The 19,647-nt window shown below is 53.5% G+C and carries 18 protein-coding genes; 6 read left to right on the top strand and 12 right to left on the bottom strand.

The window, feature by feature from the left end; genetic code table 11:
• Positions 1-8 precede the first annotated feature (8 nt).
• From carA to citC, 8 genes are all read right to left on the bottom strand, one after another.
• On the bottom strand, positions 9-1,157 hold the full coding sequence (carA, locus tag ACLJQJ_RS15320) for a glutamine-hydrolyzing carbamoyl-phosphate synthase small subunit (protein ID WP_063809498.1): 1,149 nt from the start codon (positions 1,155-1,157) through the stop codon (positions 9-11).
• An 863-nt stretch (positions 1,158-2,020) separates the two neighbouring features.
• The gene (dapB, locus tag ACLJQJ_RS15315; RefSeq protein ID WP_000544030.1) at positions 2,021-2,842 is read right to left on the bottom strand and encodes a 4-hydroxy-tetrahydrodipicolinate reductase; all 822 of its coding nucleotides are present in this window, start codon (positions 2,840-2,842) and stop codon (positions 2,021-2,023) included.
• A gap of 179 nt (positions 2,843-3,021) precedes the next feature.
• Positions 3,022-3,930, bottom strand: a complete 909-nt coding sequence (gene citG, locus ACLJQJ_RS15310; RefSeq protein ID WP_001103238.1) for a triphosphoribosyl-dephospho-CoA synthase CitG — start codon at positions 3,928-3,930, stop codon at positions 3,022-3,024.
• The gene (citX, locus tag ACLJQJ_RS15305; protein ID WP_020437961.1) at positions 3,908-4,459 is read right to left on the bottom strand and encodes a citrate lyase holo-[acyl-carrier protein] synthase; all 552 of its coding nucleotides are present in this window, start codon (positions 4,457-4,459) and stop codon (positions 3,908-3,910) included. Before citX ends, citG begins: the two co-directional genes overlap by 23 nt.
• Positions 4,459-5,979: a citrate lyase subunit alpha gene (gene citF / locus ACLJQJ_RS15300; protein WP_063809499.1), complete on the bottom strand. Its 1,521-nt coding sequence runs from the start codon at positions 5,977-5,979 to the stop codon at positions 4,459-4,461. The genes citX and citF overlap by 1 nt, the downstream gene beginning before the upstream one ends.
• 10 nt (positions 5,980-5,989) lie before the next feature.
• Positions 5,990-6,859, bottom strand: coding sequence for a citrate (pro-3S)-lyase subunit beta (gene citE / locus ACLJQJ_RS15295; protein WP_001247811.1), 870 nt, complete (start codon positions 6,857-6,859; stop codon positions 5,990-5,992).
• A complete protein-coding gene (gene citD, locus ACLJQJ_RS15290; protein WP_063809500.1) occupies positions 6,856-7,149 on the bottom strand; it encodes a citrate lyase acyl carrier protein in 294 nt (97 codons plus the stop codon). The genes citE and citD overlap by 4 nt, the downstream gene beginning before the upstream one ends.
• Positions 7,150-7,178: 29 nt before the next feature.
• Positions 7,179-8,222, bottom strand: a complete 1,044-nt coding sequence (gene citC / locus ACLJQJ_RS15285) for a [citrate (pro-3S)-lyase] ligase (protein WP_074182168.1) — start codon at positions 8,220-8,222, stop codon at positions 7,179-7,181.
• Between the two features lie 244 nt (positions 8,223-8,466).
• Between citC and citS the strand changes: the two genes are divergently transcribed.
• The 6 genes from citS to ACLJQJ_RS15255 all read left to right on the top strand — a co-directional run bounded on the left by citS (position 8,467) and on the right by ACLJQJ_RS15255 (position 15,746).
• Entirely contained in the window at positions 8,467-9,807 is a 1,341-nt protein-coding gene (gene citS, locus ACLJQJ_RS15280; RefSeq protein WP_000183596.1) for a citrate/sodium symporter CitS, read from the top strand.
• Between the two features lie 158 nt (positions 9,808-9,965).
• Positions 9,966-10,205: an oxaloacetate decarboxylase subunit gamma gene (locus ACLJQJ_RS15275; protein WP_052936230.1), complete on the top strand. Its 240-nt coding sequence runs from the start codon at positions 9,966-9,968 to the stop codon at positions 10,203-10,205.
• A gap of 15 nt (positions 10,206-10,220) precedes the next feature.
• Positions 10,221-11,990, top strand: coding sequence for a sodium-extruding oxaloacetate decarboxylase subunit alpha (gene oadA / locus ACLJQJ_RS15270; protein ID WP_108679511.1), 1,770 nt, complete (start codon positions 10,221-10,223; stop codon positions 11,988-11,990).
• 12 nt (positions 11,991-12,002) lie between these two features.
• Positions 12,003-13,304 carry an oxalacetate decarboxylase subunit beta gene (locus ACLJQJ_RS15265; protein ID WP_000444831.1) on the top strand — a complete coding sequence of 434 codons (1,302 nt, stop codon included), beginning with the start codon at positions 12,003-12,005 and terminating at the stop codon, positions 13,302-13,304.
• Between the two features lie 134 nt (positions 13,305-13,438).
• Positions 13,439-15,058 (top strand): sensor histidine kinase, encoded by a 1,620-nt coding sequence (locus ACLJQJ_RS15260; RefSeq protein ID WP_023216942.1) that lies wholly within the window; start codon positions 13,439-13,441, stop codon positions 15,056-15,058.
• Between the two features lies 1 nt (position 15,059).
• Positions 15,060-15,746, top strand: coding sequence for a response regulator (locus tag ACLJQJ_RS15255; protein WP_000377411.1), 687 nt, complete (start codon positions 15,060-15,062; stop codon positions 15,744-15,746).
• Between the two features lie 21 nt (positions 15,747-15,767).
• On the opposite strand, the gene rihC is transcribed toward ACLJQJ_RS15255, so the two are convergent.
• The 4 genes from rihC to fkpB all read right to left on the bottom strand — a co-directional run bounded on the left by rihC (position 15,768) and on the right by fkpB (position 19,508).
• Positions 15,768-16,688, bottom strand: coding sequence for a ribonucleoside hydrolase RihC (rihC, locus tag ACLJQJ_RS15250; protein ID WP_000127283.1), 921 nt, complete (start codon positions 16,686-16,688; stop codon positions 15,768-15,770).
• A gap of 15 nt (positions 16,689-16,703) precedes the next feature.
• Positions 16,704-17,906, bottom strand: coding sequence for an XAC2610-related protein (locus ACLJQJ_RS15245; RefSeq protein WP_063809568.1), 1,203 nt, complete (start codon positions 17,904-17,906; stop codon positions 16,704-16,706).
• A gap of 199 nt (positions 17,907-18,105) precedes the next feature.
• Positions 18,106-19,056, bottom strand: a complete 951-nt coding sequence (ispH, locus tag ACLJQJ_RS15240; RefSeq protein ID WP_001166428.1) for a 4-hydroxy-3-methylbut-2-enyl diphosphate reductase — start codon at positions 19,054-19,056, stop codon at positions 18,106-18,108.
• Positions 19,057-19,058: 2 nt separating this feature from the next.
• Positions 19,059-19,508: an FKBP-type peptidyl-prolyl cis-trans isomerase gene (fkpB, locus tag ACLJQJ_RS15235; RefSeq protein WP_000047269.1), complete on the bottom strand. Its 450-nt coding sequence runs from the start codon at positions 19,506-19,508 to the stop codon at positions 19,059-19,061.
• Positions 19,509-19,647 lie beyond the last annotated feature (139 nt).

Here is a 19,647-nt window from a genome sequence, read left to right as displayed (position 1 = left end):
GCTCCTGATTATTTTGCTGAAGAACGGTAGTGCTTAATCAATTCGATAAAGTGGTCGAACAGCGGCGCCGCATCGTGCGGGCCCGGGCTCGCCTCCGGGTGTCCCTGGAAGCTGAACGCCGGTTTGTCGGTACGGTGAATGCCCTGCAGGGTGCCGTCGAACAGCGACTTGTGGGTCACGCGCAGGTTGGCGGGCAGCGAGTCTTCATCCACCGCAAAGCCGTGGTTCTGCGCGGTGATCATCACCACGTTTCTGTCCATATCTTTTACCGGATGGTTGCCGCCGTGATGGCCGAACTTCATCTTAACGGTCTTCGCACCGCTCGCCAGCGCCAGTAGCTGATGACCGAGGCAGATGCCAAATACCGGAATGTCGGTCTGGAGGAATTTCTCAATCGCCTCGATGGCGTAGTCGCACGGAGCCGGGTCGCCAGGGCCGTTTGACAGGAACACGCCGTCCGGATTCATCGCCAGCACTTCTTCCGCGGAAGTTTTCGCCGGTACCACCGTCAGGCGGCAGCCGCGATCCACCAGCATACGTAGAATGTTGCGCTTGGCGCCAAAATCGTAGGCCACCACGTGGAACGGCAGGTCATCCTCAGATTTCGCTTCCGGTAAACCGTCTTTCAGCGTCCAGCTACCCTGCGTCCAGCGGTAAGTTTCCGCCGTGGTCACTTCTTTCGCCAGATCCATACCGTTCAGTCCAGGAAATGCTTTCGCTTTTTCCAGCGCCAGCTTCGCATCCGGGCTATCGCCTGCAATGATGCAGCCGTTCTGTGCGCCTTTCTCACGCAGCAGTCGGGTCAGCTTACGGGTATCGATATCAGCAATCGCCACGATGTTATGGCGTTTCAGGTAAGAAGAGAGGTCTTCGGTGTTACGGAAGTTGCTGGCAATCAACGGCAGATCGCGAATCACTAAACCTTGCGCATGAACCTGAGAAGATTCTTCATCGGCTTCATTGGTGCCGACATTACCAATATGGGGATAAGTAAGAGTGACGATTTGGCGGGAATAGGAAGGATCAGTGAGGATTTCTTGATAACCGGTCATTGAAGTATTGAAAACGACTTCCCCAACCGCCGAACCCGTTGCCCCAATGGCCCGACCGTGAAACTGGGTTCCGTCTTCCAGAACCAATAGCGCTGACTTAATCAAAACACCCTCCAGAGAATATTCACTCACTTTATTTGCATATTAATTCATTCAGTCAGTATGAAGCAATGCAAATTTGCTTACCCGTGGATTTCTGGCAAACGGCGGCATTCTGAAGTTAAGCCGGATAAAAGTCAACTTAAAGAGGGTATTTTTTATGTTATTTTGCACATTATAAGGAAGTTATTCTGTTTAAGAGGCAAAAAGATCAACTAAGTGACGATAGAAAACGCTTGCGCTTCCTTAAGTTCGAAAAAAGCTGACCGGAACGATAAAAAGTGGACCAAATGGTCAAATTTCACATTAAAACAACAAAAAACAACGATAAAAATTCATTTAATAGCCATCAACACTATTAAATGAATAAAAAATTCAAAATTAAGCAAATTAACGACAAAAACATTTTAAAAATCAAGATGTTAAAAACATAAAAAAATAAAACAAATGCATCATAAAACCAACAAAAAACAGCAAATTAAGACAATGTAATAAGAATTACAATCGCGATATAAAGATCCAACTTCTTTTTCTTTAAGACTAGTGCATAAGATTGGAACACAACCAGCCTCACTACAGCATAAAAAAGCTAACCCATTGAAGTAAAAGAGATAAAATGACCCCATGGAACAGCACTCCCCCCCAATGGATATCAGTCTTATTAGTCTGGTCGAGGTGCCTTTTGCATACGGTAAGCCACTGCGGCAGAACATGTCGTGGGAGAAGAAACTGTCGAAACATGAATGGTGAAAGGCGTTATTTATCTGACCGAATAACCGGGGGGCAAAAAACAAAAGGGCAATAATATATTGCCCTTTGTAATCAATTAATCTTGATTACCACAACCACATCACGAAGGTATTTAGTCGCTATAATACATCCAGCCCCAGCACATCCCGCATGTCAAATAGCCCATTTTTCTTCGTTTTTAGCCATAACGCCGATCGCAACGCGCCATTTGCAAACGTCATGCGGCTGGAAGCTTTATGCGTAATCTCTACGCGCTCGCCAATATCGGCAAACATCGCGGTATGTTCGCCGACGATGTCGCCCGCGCGTACGGTCGCAAAGCCAATCGTTCCCGGTACGCGCTCGCCGGTATAACCTTCACGCGAGTAGACCGCGCAGTCCTTCAGATCTTTATCCAGCGCCCCGGCGATTGCCTCGCCCATTGCCAGCGCCGTACCCGACGGTGCATCCACTTTATGGCGGTGGTGCGCTTCAATAATTTCAATATCGCTATAGTCGCCCATTACCTTCGCCGCTTTCTCCAGCAGCTTGAGCATGACGTTAACGCCGACGCTAAAGTTTGCGGCGAAAACGATCGCAATCTCTTGCGACGCCTCGCGAATGGCCTGTTTACCGGCGTCGTCAAAGCCGGTAGTACCAATCACCATCCCTTTACCATGCTGGCGGCAAAACGCCAGATGCGTCAACGTGCCTTCCGGACGGGTAAAATCGATGAAAACGTCAAAATCATCTTTTACCGCCTCAAGGCTGCTTTGAACGATCACGCCGGACTTTCCCGCCCCCGCCAGTTCGCCAGCATCGCTGCCCAGCAAGGAAGAGCCTTCGCGCTCCAGCGCGGCACCCAGCTGAACACCTTCCATCGCCATGGCGGCCTGGATTAACTGCCGTCCCATGCGGCCACCGGCGCCGGCAATGGCGACGCGGATTTGTGCTTCATGCATAGCTATTCTCTTTTGTAAAAATTGCGTAAACCGTTTTCAGAGTAACCAGCGCGCCCGGAGGCCGCCATCTAAAATCGCCGATAATTAGAAATTAATGATAAACAGGGAGCGATATCAGTAAAAGACATGATTCATCCCGCAGGATGAATCATTGCTGGAGAGAATGAAAGAAGAGAAACTTACTCAGGATAGAGGGAACCGGCAGGAAAATGACTTAAAAACCAGGTCACTGCCAGTAAATCCGCGCTACCGCCAGGGCTTAAGTTACGCAGGATGAGTTCATCATCGAGGGACTGCATCGCTTCAATGCCCCCCTCAACCAATACGCCCCCTTGCCACAACAATTTTTGTGCCTGCTGCTGCACGTAGTAAAGCCCTTCCAGGCCTCCCCGCGACACCAGATTGGTATCATCATTCCACGCCATCAGATGCAACAATGTTTGCAGTAGGGCAAGATGGGTATCGTCATGCTCCTGCACGACCCGGTTAAACACCGGCAAAGCCTGCGTTCTGACGGTTCGAAAACCGCTTTCCGCTTCTCCCCGCGCGCCCGACAGGCCATAACACTGGAAATGGGTTTCACTCTTTGTCAGTTTTCCCGCTTTTTTTGCTGAGAGCTCGTGGGCAACAATATTCCGACTCAGGCGAGCAACCTGGTCGCAGATACGATTTTGCTCCAACGGTTCTCCCCGCGCGAGAAGTCGGCCAATCGCTGCGCTCAGCAGGCCAAAAGCGAAAATCGCCCCGCGATGGGTATTCACTCCATTGGTCGCCTGTAGCATATCGTTCTCACAGGCCATCCCCAGCGGACGCAGCATCACCAGGACATTTTCTGCCGCCAGCGCCGCCGTGTTGTTGCCCATGATAAAAAACTTTTCCATCCACGGAGCAATGGCGGTAGTGCTACGTTCAAATGCCGCCAGATCCATATCCCTATGCGCTCCCGAATTACGAATATCGACCAGACCGGGTTTTGGTGTCAGCCTGGCTTCCGTCAGCAGCGCTCTTGCAACCAACCCATTAAGTTCGCCAGCCGCCAGCGATGAGTACGCTGGCGTACGCCGTTCAGTCACAACGCTCACGTTCATAGCATTCAATCCTTCGTGCAATTTCATCCAACAAAAGGTCAAGGGTGTGATGCTTGCCCCGGGCACAGAGATGAGCATCCTGCTGGCATATCAAACATGGCCGGGCAGGATGCCCGAGTTCACGGCGTGATAGCGACTTACCGTCGCTATCAATAATGTCGATGTCCCAAAGCCGCCCTAACGGATGGCACATCTCTAGTGTCGACATGTGCTGTTTCAACGCCATTGCCGGCGCACAGACCGCTGCCATCCATTCCGGGCCGCTGCGTTCATTTACCTGCATTTCCCAGACGTTGACCCACTCCTTCTGTTCGCAAAGCGCCAGTATTTCGGCAATTGCGTAATCGGCGACACGCCGCCAGACCGCTGAGTTTTTAACGGCGCCCGGTGCAACCAGCGTGAGGGAAATCAACGGTAGCCGATAGCAGTTCAACGCCTGACGCTGCCTGGCGGCACGTTTATCACGCGCTTGTAGCATCTCCTCCAGCGTAACTGCCTGGCCCTGATACAGCAGGTCTGTGCCCTTCATCAGCCTTTAACCTGGCGAATCACGTCAATCACTGAACCGTCGCGATAACGCACCACAGCCACCACCCGATCGGTAAACTCAATCGGCTGCGGTTTACCGGTCAGTTGCTCAGCGCGCTGTTGCAGTTGTTCGATGGTCATCAGCGCCACGCCCGCAGCACGCAGGTTATCAAGCAGATCCTGACGCGCAGGGTTCACCGCAATACCATGGTCGGTAACCAGCACATCAACACTTGCCCCAGGCGTGACGGTAGTCAGCACTTTTTCCACCACGCAAGGAATTCGGCCACGGACCAGCGGCGCAGTGATAATGGTCAGATCCGCACCTGCCGCAGTGTCGCTATGGCCGCCCGATGCGCCACGCAGTACGCCGTTTGAACCGGTCATCACGTTAACGTTGAAATTCACGTCAATTTCCAGTGCGCTCAGCATCACCACATTCAGGCGTTCGCATGCCGCGCCTTTAGAGGCGGGGTTCGCGTATTGATTGGTTGAGATTTCAATATGATGTGGATTCTGCGCCAGCGAACGGGCTGCATCGCCATCGAATGATTGCGTATCCAGCAGCGCTTTGATCAACCCTTTCTCATGCAGATCCACCATGGTGCCGGTGATCCCACCCAGGCCAAAACTCGCCGTAATGTTGTGGCGACGCATTTTGTCTTCCAGGAAACGGGTGACCGCCAGAGAAGCGCCACCGGTGCCGGTTTGCAGCGAGAAACCATCACAAAAATAACCTGAGTGTTCGATCACATTGGCCGCCTGCCGGGCGATCAACAGTTCACGCGGGTTGCTGGACAGACGAATCGCACCCGCGGTGATTTTTTCCGGATCCCCTACTTCGTCCACCTGTACGATCAAATCAACCTGATCCTGCGCGATACTGGCCGGATAATTGGGGAATTCGACCCACTCTTCAGTCAGGAGCACCACACATTTAGCGTACTGCGCATCAACCTGCGCATACCCCAAAGAGCCGCAGCGTGACTTGCCGCTAAAGCCGTTCGCATTACCAAATTCATCGCAGCACGGCACGCCGAGGAAAGCGACATCAATATTCAGCTCACCGCTCTGAATCAGTTTTACGCGGCCGCCGTGAGAGTGGATCTGTACCGGGTTTTCCATCAGGCCAGCGGAGAGCTCTTCCCCTAACTTGCCGCGCAGCCCGGAGGTGTAAATCTGCCGCACCACGCCATTTTTAATGTGTTCGATAAGCGGCCAGTGGGCATCAATTAATGAGCTGGAGGCAAGCGTCAGATCGCGGAATCCCATTTCCGCCAGCTTCGCCATCACCATATTGACAACTTTGTCGCCACCACGAAACGCATGGTGGAAGGATATCGTCATGCCATTTTTAAGCCCGGAACGACGGATAGCCTCTTCAAGCGAGTCACAAATTTTACGCCGACGCTTTTCCGTTTCACTGGCAAGCCACGGGCTGTTCGCTGTTACCCCCTGGTAGGGCTGTAATCCTTCCGGTACGACATATTGCTGGTTGAGCATGGTTACAGTCTCTTTCATGGTTCCTTCCTTAATCACGAATACCGGAAGCCGACAGCGCCACCACTTTGCGCGCGTGGTCGATAATCGGGCCGTCAATCATTTTGCCGTTGAGTGAAACGACGCCCAGACCGCGAGACTCAGCCTCTTCAGCGGCGGCAATCACCTCATACGCATGCTCAACTTCTTTACGTGTCGGAGAATAAGCCTGATGTAACAGCTCAATCTGACGTGGGTTCACTAAGGACTTACCGTTAAAACCAAGCCCTTTCGCCAACTGCACTTCCTTCAGGAAGCCTTCTTCATTATTGATATCCGACCAAACGACATCATAGGCGGCAATACCCGCAACGCGCGCCGCATGCAGCACTGCGCAGCGGGCGTAGAACAGCTCGGTGCCATCGCCCCGGCTGGTGCCCATATCCATCACGTAATCAAATGCCGCCAGCGCAATTGCCACCATGCGCGGGCTGGAGGTGGCGATGTCGACGGCATTGACCACGCCTTTCGCTGATTCGATCGCCGCCATCAGCCTGGTACTGCCGACTTCACGTCCACATTCACGTTCGATCCGTTCAACCTGCGCTTCCAGCTCCAGCACATCGTTTTTGCTGTCGGTTTTCGGCAGACGCACGATATCCGCGCCACCACGCACGACGGCCTCAAGATCGGCCAGACCGAATGGCGTGTTCAGTGGATTAATGCGCACCACTTTTTCAACATCCTGATAGAACGGATGTTGAAGCGCGTGATGAACCAAAAGACGGGCGGTATCTTTCTCACGTAACGCTACGGCGTCTTCTAAGTCGAACATCACCGCGTCCGCACCGTAGACAAACGAGGTGCTCAACATGGCCGCATTTGCGCCGGGAATAAACAACATACTGCGACGAGGTCTCATAACGCACTCCATTGAATTTCCGTTTGTTCTGCAGCGCGTAACGCCGCCGCCTGCACTCGGGCGCGTAAAATACACTCCAGCGCGCCTTTGTCATCGATGCTAACCAGCGCACGTTCGACGCCCAGCTTCGCCAGCGTTTCGCGCACGACTTGCTCAATCGCCGCGCCAAACTGCTGCTTCACCAGACTCTCTAGCTCCAGTCGAATTCCTGGCTCGCTGGATGGACCAATCCTGATCATCACATCGCTGGATTCCAGCGTGCCTGCCAGGGCATCTTTAATGATTTTCATTAGTTATGTTCCTTGTTAACGGTGTTACGTCATATGGTTTCAGTGTGTCTGGCGGCATGCCGCTGCAGATATGCCAGGGTGCCAACAGGCACCAGCGCGCTTATCGCCGGCCAATTACGTTCGCTATACAGTTTTCTGACGCGAGAGGCGGAAATAGCCACGCCGTTTTTCTCCACCCGCGCCAACTCGACGACCTCAATAACCGGGCCGCTACGCTTCGGATCGTGCAAAATGTCGTGCATTCGCTGGTTATAGGCACAGGTCAGAGGACAAAACGGCTCACTGCCGACAAAACGATGGGTAATCCCCAGCGCTGGAGCCAGATGTTCACGGAAGAGTTGCAGATCGATCTGGCAATGGCAGTCGTCCACAACCCCTTTTTCTTTGAGGAAATAGCCGGGAAACGTCGCACGCGAGATCATATAAGCGGAGCCGGAATGCAACGTGACGTTGTCAATACCCGCGATTCCTTGTTCGATCAGCGCCCAACGGTCGGTATAGGAAAAAAATGAAGCATCTTCTTTGACTACAAACAGATGCAACCAGTCACAGGCCGCAGCCGCTTGCTCCACCAGATAACGGTGGCCCAATGTAAACGGATTGGCGTTCATGACGATGGCGCCGATCGTTTTTCCCGGTTGACGATAAAGCGCCAGTTGGCGACAAAAGCGCGCTAACCGTTCACTGCTGTTCTCCATTAACACCGCCAGCTCACCTGCCTGCGCAATGGGCCAAAACCCCGCGCCAGAAAACAGCAACCGATTTTGCGGCTTAGTGAACAGGAAAAGCTCGCTGCGGTTTAACTCGTAGGCCAATGTAAGCAGCTCAGTCAGCAATTTGAGGCTGAGCCCTTCCCCTTGTAAAACCGGGGAAACGGCGATGCATTTCAGTACGTTTCCGGCCAGCGAGCCGCATCCAACTATCTCACCCTGCCAATATGCGCATACCGCGATTTCACAATCATCTTCCAGGGCGAGTCCCACGCCCTCCAGAAACATGGTGACCGACTCGCGACGCAATACATCCTTTTGCAAATAAATGCGTTTAAATATTAGATTCACTCTATTCTGCATCCGTCAGCAAATAACGTCGCATATTTCGCCAGCGTTTGTATTACTCGTCTGGAATAGACATCACACTTTCCCCCTTGCTTTTATAAGCTTTATGGTTTTTATTTCCTTAATTAACCAGAGTTAATAAAAATAATTAAATTAATTAAAAACACAACCATTCAGTGAAGATAGTCACATCTCACGGTTCATTGAATTTATTAGTATGCGCGGGTCTTGTTACCCATCAATACACAGGAAAATGTTTATGACCAACATGACCCAGGCTTCGGCGACGGAGAAAAAGGGGGCTGGCGATTTACTCAGATTCAAAATCTTTGGTATGCCGCTACCGCTTTATGCTTTTGCATTAATTACTTTATTACTGTCTCATTTCTATAACGCTATACCGACTGACTTAGTCGGTGGTTTTGCTCTTATGTTTGTTATGGGGGCCATTTTTGGTGAAATCGGCAAACGTTTACCGATCTTCAATAAATATATTGGCGGCGCACCGGTTATGATATTTCTGGTTGCAGCTTATTTTGTCTATGCTGGCATATTTACGCAGAAAGAAATTGATGCGATCAGCAACGTAATGGATAAAAGCAACTTCCTTAACCTGTTTATCGCAGTGTTGATCACAGGCGCGATCCTGTCGGTAAACCGTAAGCTGCTATTAAAATCACTGCTGGGCTATATCCCAACCATCCTCGCCGGGATTGTCGGCGCGTCCCTTTTCGGTATCGTCATTGGTCTGTGCTTCGGTATCCCGGTCGACCGTATCATGATGCTGTACGTTCTGCCGATTATGGGCGGTGGTAACGGCGCGGGCGCCGTGCCTCTGTCTGAAATTTATCACTCGGTTACCGGACGTTCTCGCGAAGAGTATTACTCAACGGCTATTGCTATTCTGACCATTGCGAATATCTTCGCCATTATTTTCGCCGCCCTCCTCGATATGATAGGCAAAAAATACACCTGGCTTAGCGGTGAAGGTGAATTGGTTCGTAAGGCTTCCTTCAAAACCGAAGATGATGAAAAGGCCGGTCAGATTACCCATCGTGAAACGGCGGTTGGCATGGTGCTATCCACCACCTGCTTCCTGCTGGCCTATGTTGTTGCCAAAAAAATTCTGCCAAGCATCGGCGGCGTCTCTATTCACTACTTCGCCTGGATGGTCCTGATTGTTGCTGCGCTGAACGCATCAGGTCTTTGCTCACCGGAGATTAAAGCCGGGGCGAAACGTCTTTCTGACTTCTTCTCCAAACAACTGCTGTGGGTGCTGATGGTAGGTGTGGGTGTTTGCTACACCGATCTGCAAGAGATCATCGATGCCCTGACGTTCGCGAACGTCGTTATCGCCGCAATCATTGTGGTCGGCGCTGTCGTTGGCGCAGCTATCGGGGGCTGGTTGATTGGCTTCTACCCGATTGAATCATCCATTACTGCGGGTCTTTGTATGGCCAACCGCGGCGGCTCCGGCGATCTGGAAGTGCTCTCCGCCTGTAACCGTATGAACCTCATTTCATATGCACAAATTTCCTCTCGTCTGGGCGGCGGTATTGTGCTGGTTATCGCTAGCATCGTGTTCAGCATGATGGTGTAAAAAAACGCACGGCGGTGTCTTTGCCGCAAACGACCTGGAGAAAAGTAGAGGCCAAAGCCAGAGGCGGCCAAGGGAAATCCACTCTACTCCTTAGCCGGATTCACCAGGAAGGTTGTCGTCAAGGCCACCGTCGTGCCTCTCATTATGGAAAATGATTCATGAATGAAGCTGTACTACTGGGTGAAGGTTTCACCCTGATGTTTTTAGGGATGGGGTTCGTACTGAGCTTTCTGTTCCTGCTCATCTTTGCCATTCGCGGCATGTCTGCCGTGATTACTCGCTTCTTCCCGGAACCCGTCGCCGCGCCCGCACCGCGCGCCGTTCCCGTCGTGGACGACTTCACCCGCTTAAAGCCGGTGATTGCCGCCGCCATTCACCATCACCGCCACCACGCTTAATTCCCGGAGGGATCCATGACTATTGCCATTACCGACGTCGTCCTGCGTGACGCCCACCAGTCCCTTTTCGCCACCCGTCTGCGCCTTGACGATATGCTGCCGATTGCCGCCGCGCTCGACGACGTGGGCTACGGGTCGCTGGAGTGCTGGGGCGGCGCCACCTTTGACGCCTGCATCCGTTTCCTCGGCGAAGACCCGTGGCTGCGCCTGCGCGAACTGAAAAAAGCCATGCCCAAAACCCCGTTGCAGATGCTGCTGCGTGGTCAGAACCTGCTCGGTTATCGCCACTACGCCGATGACGTGGTGGAACGCTTCGTTGAGCGGGCGGTGAAAAACGGCATGGACGTGTTCCGCGTCTTCGATGCCATGAACGACCCGCGCAATATGAAAGCCGCCCTGCAGGCGGTGCGCAGCCACGGCGCGCACGCCCAGGGCACGCTGAGCTATACCACCAGCCCGGCACACACGCTGCAGACCTGGCTGGATTTAACGGAGCAACTGCTGGAAACCGGCGTTGACTCGATTGCCATCAAGGATATGTCCGGCATTCTCACGCCGGGCGCGGCGTATGAGCTGGTCAGCGAAATCAAAAAACGTTTTGAGGTGCGCCTGCACCTGCACTGTCATGCCACCACCGGGATGGCGGAGATGGCCCTGCTGAAGGCCATTGAAGCGGGCGTCGACGGCGTCGACACGGCGATTTCCTCCATGAGCGCCACCTACGGCCACCCGGCCACCGAAGCGCTGGTGGCAACGCTTGCCGGCACGGAACACGACACCGGGCTGGATATCCTGAAGCTGGAAAACATCGCCGCGTACTTCCGCGAGGTGCGCAAAAAGTATCACGCCTTTGAAGGCCAGCTGAAAGGCTATGACAGCCGTATTCTGGTGGCCCAGGTGCCGGGCGGAATGCTCACTAACCTTGAAGGCCAGCTGAAGCAGCAGAACGCGGCGGACAAGCTGGACCAGGTGCTGGCGGAAATCCCCCGCGTGCGCGAGGACCTCGGCTTTATCCCGCTGGTGACCCCCACCTCGCAGATTGTCGGCACCCAGGCGGTGCTCAACGTCCTGACCGGCGAGCGCTACAAAACCATCGCGAAGGAAACCGCCGGGATACTGAAGGGCGAATACGGCCACACCCCGGTGCCGGTGAACGCGGCGTTACAGGCCCGCGTGCTGGAAGGGGGCGCTCCGGTGACCTGCCGTCCGGCGGATTTACTCAAACCGGAACTGGCTGAACTGGAAGCGGACGTCAGGCGCCAGGCGCAGGAGAAGGGCATCACTCTGGCGGGAAACGCCATCGACGACGTGCTCACCGTGGCGCTGTTCCCGCAAATCGGCCTCAAATTCCTTGAGAACCGCCACAACCCGGCGGCGTTTGAGCCACTGCCGCAGGCGGAAGCCGCGCAGCCGGTGGCAAAAGCAGAGAAGCCTGCCGCTTCCGGTATCTACACCGTGGAAGTGGAAGGCAAAGCCTTTGTGGTGAAGGTCAGCGACGGCGGCGATATCAGCCAGCTCACTGCGGCTGCACCTGCTGCCTCTTCTGCTCCGGCGACGGCCCCGGCAGGCGCCGGCACCCCGGTCACCGCCCCGCTGGCGGGCAACATCTGGAAGGTGATTGCCACCGAGGGCCAGACGGTGGCCGAAGGCGATGTGTTGCTGATTCTGGAAGCCATGAAGATGGAAACCGAAATCCGTGCCGCGCAGGCCGGAACCGTACGCGGTATCGCCGTGAAGTCCGGGGACGCCGTCTCCGTGGGCGATACCCTGATGACGCTGGCGTAAGGAACGGAATCGATGGAAAGTCTGAACGCCCTGCTTCAGGGCATGGGGCTGATGCACCTTGGCGCAGGCCAGGCCATCATGCTGCTGGTCAGCCTGCTGCTGCTGTGGCTGGCGATTGCGAAAAAGTTCGAGCCGTTGCTGCTGCTGCCGATTGGCTTCGGCGGTCTGCTCTCCAACATCCCGGAAGCGGGTATGGCGCTGACCGCGCTGGAAAGCCTGCTGGCCCATCACGACGCCGGGCAGCTGGCGGTGATTGCCGCGAAGCTTAACTGCGCGCCGGACGTGCACGCCATTAAAGAGGCATTAGCGCTGGCGCTGCCGTCGGTGCAGGGCCAGATGGAGAACCTGGCGGTGGACATGGGCTACACGCCGGGGGTGCTGGCGCTGTTCTATAAAGTGGCGATTGGCTCCGGCGTCGCGCCGCTGGTCATCTTCATGGGCGTCGGCGCGATGACCGACTTCGGCCCGCTGCTGGCCAACCCGCGCACCCTGCTGCTCGGCGCGGCGGCGCAGTTCGGTATCTTCGCCACCGTACTGGGGGCGCTGACGCTGAACTACTTCGGCCTTATCAGCTTCACCCTGCCGCAGGCGGCGGCCATCGGCATCATCGGCGGCGCGGACGGCCCGACGGCGATTTACCTGTCGGGCAAGCTGGCGCCGGAGCTGCTGGGGGCCATCGCGGTGGCGGCGTACTCGTATATGGCGCTGGTGCCGTTAATCCAGCCGCCGATTATGCGCGCGCTGACCAGCGAGAAAGAGCGGAAAATCCGCATGGTGCAGCTGCGCACGGTGAGTAAGCGGGAAAAAATCCTCTTCCCGGTGGTGCTGTTACTACTGGTGGCGCTGCTGCTGCCGGACGCCGCGCCGCTGCTGGGGATGTTCTGCTTTGGCAATCTGATGCGCGAAAGCGGCGTGGTGGAGCGTCTGAGCGACACGGTACAGAACGGGCTGATTAATATCGTGACCATTTTCCTGGGGCTTTCCGTTGGCGCAAAACTGGTGGCGGACAAGTTCCTGCAGCCGCAGACGCTGGGCATTCTGCTGCTGGGGGTGATTGCGTTTGGTATCGGGACTGCCGCCGGGGTGCTGATGGCGAAGCTGCTGAACCTGTGCAGTAAGAACAAAATCAACCCGCTTATCGGTTCGGCGGGGGTGTCGGCGGTGCCGATGGCGGCCCGCGTATCGAACAAGGTGGGCCTGGAATCAGACCCGCAGAACTTTCTGCTGATGCACGCGATGGGCCCGAACGTGGCCGGGGTGATTGGCTCGGCCATTGCGGCGGGCGTGATGCTCAAGTACGTGCTGGCGATGTAATAGTGGATGGGATACGCATGTCGTATCCCATTTTCATCCAAATTTTTTCTGAAAGAAAAGTAAGTATGAACTGGTTCAGGTTCCGGTGATGCCGAATGCAAGAAAATACCGTAATTAAATATCTAAATACCAATATGTTTATACGGGAAATTACACGCTGGTTTGCCAGACGCTCGTTTCAAAACCGGATATTTCTACTGATCCTGTTTACATCCACCATCGTGATGCTGGCAATCACCTGGTATCTGACCGATATCACGAAAGAGCGCCTGCATTATCAGGTGGGCCAACGTGCGCTTATTCAGGCAATGCAAATATCCGCTATGCCAGAATTAGTTGAAGCCGTAGAGGCGCATGATTTGTCACGCATCAAAGCGCTGATTGACCCAATGCGCTCGTTTTCGGATGCGACTTACATTACCGTTGGCAACGAAAAAGGTCAGCGACTGTATCACGTCAACCCGGATGAGATCGGCAAATATATGGAGGGCGGCGATAGCGACGACGCGCTGTATAACGCTAAAAGCTACGTATCGGTGCGCAAAGGTTCATTAGGCTCTTCCTTACGTGGTAAATCCCCGATTCAGGACAGTACCGGTAAAGTCATCGGTATTGTTTCCGTCGGCTATACTCTGGAACAGTTGGAGAGCTGGCTTAACTTACAAATCAGCTCGTTGCTGTTCCCGATGGCGTTACTGCTGCTGGTACTGTTGTACTGCGCCCGCCGCTTCTCGCTGCATATTAAAAAGCAGATGCTTAACATGGAGCCGCAGCAGCTTTCACAACTATTAATTCAGCAAAGCGTGTTGTTTGAGTCGGTATTTGAAGGGTTGATCGCCATTGACTCCCATCACCGTATTACCGCTATTAACCAAACGGCTCGCCGCTTACTGAATCTGAGCCAACCGGAGTCTGAACTCATTGGCTATGCAATCCACCATGTCGTGTTGCCGGAGGCCTTCTTTTACGATGCGCCGCAAAAAAACAAAAAAGATGAGATCGTCACCTTTAACCAAATGAAAGTCATCGCCAGTCGCATGGCGGTCATTATTGACAACCAGCCTCAGGGCTGGGTTATTAGCTTTCGCAACAAAGACGATATCAATACACTCAGCCTGCAGTTAAGTCAGGTGCGGCAATACGCCGATAACCTGCGCGCCGTGCAGCATGAGCATCGCAACCTTATTTCCACCATTGCCGGACTGCTGTTCCTGAAGCGCTACGATAATGCGCTGGCGCTGATTCAGCAGCAGTCGGAAAGCCACCAGAAAGTACTCGATTTTATTTCCCATAATTTCCGCGACCACCACCTTGCGGGGCTATTAATCGGTAAATATTATCGGGCAAAAGAGCTGGGGCTGGAGCTGATTTTCGATCCTTCAAGCTTTGTTGAACACCTGCCGTCATCGCTCTCGCATAATGAATGGATTTCGATTGTTGGCAATTTATTGGACAACGCCTATAACGCTACCCTGCTCAATAGCGAAGGCTCGCGACAGATTGAGTGCCTGATCAATAGCGAAGGTAATGAAGTCATTATTGAAGTTGCCGATCAGGGATGTGGTATTGACGAAAATATCCGCCAGCATATTTTCGAGCGTGGAGTGACCACCCACAACAACGGCGATCACGGAATTGGATTATGGTTGGTGCACAGCTACGTCAAGCAGGCCAATGGCGACATTATCGTCGATAACAATAATCCTTTTGGCACCATTTTTACCCTCTATATCCCTTTTACCAGAGAAGAATAACATGGATAGCATTACGACACTCATCGTTGAAGACGAACCGATGCTAGCGGAAATCCTGGTGGACACCATCAAGCTTTTTCCCCAGTTTTCAATCATCGGCATCGCAGACAAACTGGAAAGTGCAAAGAAGCAAATACGCCTCTATCAACCACAGTTAATTCTATTGGATAATTTTTTACCCGATGGCAAAGGGATCGATTTAATTCGTCATACCATCAGCGCCAACTACACGGGGCGAATTATTTTCATTACCGCCGACAATCATATGGATACCATCAGCGATGCCTTACGCATGGGCGTATTCGATTATCTGATTAAGCCGGTACATTATCAGCGCCTGCAGCATACCCTGGAGCGGTTCACCCGTTACCGCAGTTCGTTACGTTCCAGTGAGCAGGCAAACCAGACGCACGTTGATGCCTTATTTAATATCCAGGCCAAAGAACAAACCGCAGAACCGAATAGCGGACTGCGGGGAATTGATGAAAACACCTTCAACCGGGTACGACAAATATTCGCCGACCCGCAGGCAGTACATACAGCAGACACTCTGGCGCAAATTCTGGGCAGCAGTAAAACCACTGCCCGACGCTATCTGGAACAAGGCGTGAAAAATAACTTTCTCGAAGCGGAGATCAGCTACGGGAAAGTGGGCAGGCCGGAGAGACTCTATCGCGGCAAAGTATGAGATTATGGCGCCAACATGTAATTACGGCGCATAGGCAAACACCTCAGCCACCCACTGACGAAAACCGTCCACATCCAGCGCCAGCGCCACCTGCGCGTTGGCGGGCTGCCCAAGACGCCCTTCAATATCTACCACCGTGGTACCGGCGGTATATTGCCCCTGCGTTTCTACGGCCACAAAACAGGATTGCAGGGTAAAAAGCTCCGGACGCACCAGCCAGGCGATCGCGCAGAGATCGTGCATCCGGACGCCAGTGCGCATACTACCGCTGCGATAATGGTTGAACAGGCTGTGCAACATCTTACCGGTGCGATTCAGCGCGGGCAGTTTATTCAGAAAATCTGGCGAGAGCATTGCCTGATTCGTGACGTCCAGCCCACACATCACAATCTCCAGACCGCTGCGGAACACCAGCGCCGCGGCTTCCGGATCGACAGCAATGTTAAATTCAGCATTAGGCGTAAAATTGCCGCGCCCTGCGGAACCGCCCATCAACACCAGACGGCGAATGTTACACGCACACTCCGGATAGTGCATCAGTAGCAACGCAATATTGGTCAATGGCCCAATCGCCACTAATGTCATGGGCTCCGGGGCGTTCATCAACACATCCCGGATAGCGATAAACGCAGGCTTCGCCAACGGTTGGCGCTGATGGTCGACAAAATCATAGCCTTCCATACCGGATTCGCCGTGGACGTATGCCGCATCGCGTAACGGACGCAGCAGCGGCGTCGCGGCCCCCTGGGCAAGTGGGATATCGCTGTTCCAGAAATGCAGAAGCTGCAACGCATTACGGGTCGTTTTTTCAACGGAAACATTGCCTGCGACGGTGGTTATTAGTTGCAGATCAAGCTGGGGGGCGAACAGCGCAGCGGCAATAGCAGCCGCGTCATCAATGCCCGGATCGGTATCAAGAATAATGTGTAGGGATGCTGTCATTAATGCTCTCCTGACCTATTGTTTTATATCTTCATACTCAGCGCGACTGATACAGGCATCAGGCACATCGTCATCCGTCACCAGACGCGGACTTAGCTTATCACCTTCGACAAACGGAACTAATGGGCAAAAACGCCCTGGCGATGCTTTGTTTTCCTGCCACTGAATCTCAAGCGATTCGGGCTCAGCGCCGGGTTTTTCTGCCTGAATCACGGTACGAATATTACCGGTTAGCCAAAAAGATTGACACGTCCCATCAAGGCTAAGAGGCGGCGTCAAATGACCATTTTTACGTACTAGCGGATAAATAATACGCCCATCAGCGTAGGAAGGTATCATGTAGCAGTTATACATTTTGCCTTTACTGATCACAGGCTGAAAGTAGCTTTCACCGCGATCGATCAGTTCAATCGTTTTTCCTTTCCAGCGATACACATTGACGCCATGGCTGCAGCAACCGCCGCGCCAATAGCTGACAATCTGTTTATGTTCAGCATCGATCTCTGGTGAAGTGATTTCCTGATAAGACGCTGGCGCATCAACATAACGCTGTTTGGCGGGGTCATAGAGCCATGTTTGTACTGGAGCATCCGGCCCTGCAAGTAGCTCTGTTACAATCGACAGATCCGGGTAGCCATCAAAATTGACATCCCCCCATTGAGGCATAAACGGGCTACAAGTGCCCACCGAGGCGGTATCTAAGGTCTGTATGAGTTTACCATCACGGTATAATTTTATCGCCGAAATGGCCGGCGTATTGCCGCAATCAATCTCTTTGGAAGGGTCGTAACCCCCTGCATCATTCGTGTTCGTGACCAGCACAATATCAGGGGAGTTTTTAGGTTTGAGGTAGATAAGGGCAACAGGAAAATGTCGTTTTTTATCTGCGGACGTCCATTCGCCTTTAATCTCACTGCTGGAGATTTCCGCATTCCAGTAACCCGAAAGCGCCTTTACGCGTTCTTCAAGATGCACCTCTTTATCCTGGAGTGAGCCGCGTAGAACAATCGCTGCCTTGTGCTGATTGCAAGGTTCATAGCAGTAATACCCATAAAGCGTGTTACCAAATCGCGTGATATTAACGTTTACCGGTTTCCCCGCGATAGTTCCGGTATAGTTTCGCTCCCAGGCGGGTAGCTCCAGCACCGTGGCGCTTGTTGCGTCCATCCAAAAGCCGATGGCGAGTAACGTTGGCAATCCATATTTTATTTTGCCCATTTCCCTTATCCCTGTAGGCATTACAACTAAAAAACCAGCAACGATTGTGCTGGTTTTTCAGATGAATAGCAAAAAGGTGGGGCATTAGCAACGGATGACGACTACGCCTTATTCTTCCTGTCGCACATTGAATATCAAAAGAAATTCTTAAGATCTGGTCAACGTAGCGTCATCAGGCAGATTTCTGAATTATGAAATCTTATTCGACCTCACGAACATCCACACGCAGCTCTTTCGGCACTTCGAAAACAATATTTTCTTCGCGCCCCTCAAGCGTGACAGCTTCGCCGCCGCCAAACTCGCGCAGACGCGCAATAACATTCTGCACCAGAATATCCGGCGCGGAAGCGCCAGCGGTGACGCCGACGCAGGCGGCTTCTTTCACCCACGCCTCCTGGATATCCGCCGCATCGTCGATAAGAAACGCGGTTCTTCCCATCCGTTGGGCCAGTTCCGCCAATCGGTTAGAGTTAGAAGAGTTTTTCGAGCCGACCACCAGCACCACGTCAGCCTGCTCCGCCAGCGCCCGCACCGCTTCCTGACGATTAGTAGTGGCATAGCAAATATCGTCTTTGCGCGGGCCGACGATTTTCGGAAAGCGTTTACGCAGCGCATCAATCACATCGGACGTATCGTCCACGGAAAGCGTGGTTTGCGTCATGAAGGAGAGCTTGCCTTCATTTTTGACATTCAGCGTCCAGACGTCCTCTGGCGACTCAACCAGGTACATCCCCCCTTCCGGGTTGCTGTACTGACCCATGGTGCCTTCCACTTCCGGGTGCCCGGCGTGGCCGATGAGAATAGATTCTTCACCGCGACGGCTGGCGCGCGCCACTTCCATATGAACTTTCGTCACCAGCGGGCAGGTGGCGTCAAAAACGGTAAGATCGCGGCTTTTCGCCTCGTTACGCACCGCCTGGGAAACCCCATGAGCGGAGAAAATCAGAATGGCGCCATCCGGCACTTCGCTAATTTGCTCTATAAAGATCGCCCCGCGCTGGCGCAGGCTGTCCACTACATAGCGGTTATGCACGACTTCGTGCCGAACGTAAATTGGCGCGCCGTAAATGGCGAGCGCATTTTCAACAATGCTGATAGCGCGGTCTACCCCGGCGCAAAAACCGCGTGGGTTGGCCAACAGGATCTGCATGTTTATGCCTCCAGCGCCGGATCGATTTCCAGCACTTCAATATCAAAGTGAACGGTATGCCCGGCCAGCGGATGGTTAAAATCAACGGTAATCGAGTCGCCGTTGATTTCGCGAATCACGCCAGGCATTTCGCTGCCATCCATTGCGGTAAAAAGCATAATCGCCCCGACTTCCGGTTCGCCCGCCGCCATAAACTCACGGCGCGAGAAATACTGGATCAAGTCCGGACTGGGGACGCCAAACGCGGCGTCAGGCTCCAGCGAAAACGCTTTCTTTTCCCCTTCTTTCAACCCCAGAAGCTGCTGCTCCAGACCTTCGGAAAGCGAGGTATCGCCAAGACGGAACAGGGCTGGCTTGCCGTTATTGCGGGTAGATTCCGCCGTTGAGCCATCATCCAGTTTCAGGGTGAAGTGAACGAGGATCGCGCTGTTGCTCTGTACGGATTTAGACATGCAAATTGCTCACGTGTTTTGCCCGGAGGCACAAAGAACGATAAAACCGTAGGCCGGATAAGGCGTTTTCACCGCCATCCGGCACCACGTTTGCCTGATGGCGCTGCGCTTATCAGGCCTACAAAACCGGATAAGCGCC

Origin of the sequence: Salmonella sp. SAL04202, assembly GCF_046550775.1 — a bacterium.
Classification (GTDB): Bacteria; Pseudomonadota; Gammaproteobacteria; order Enterobacterales; family Enterobacteriaceae; genus Salmonella; species Salmonella enterica.
The sequence above is the reverse complement of the archived record's forward strand: the minus strand, read 5'-3'. Positions and strand labels throughout refer to the sequence as shown.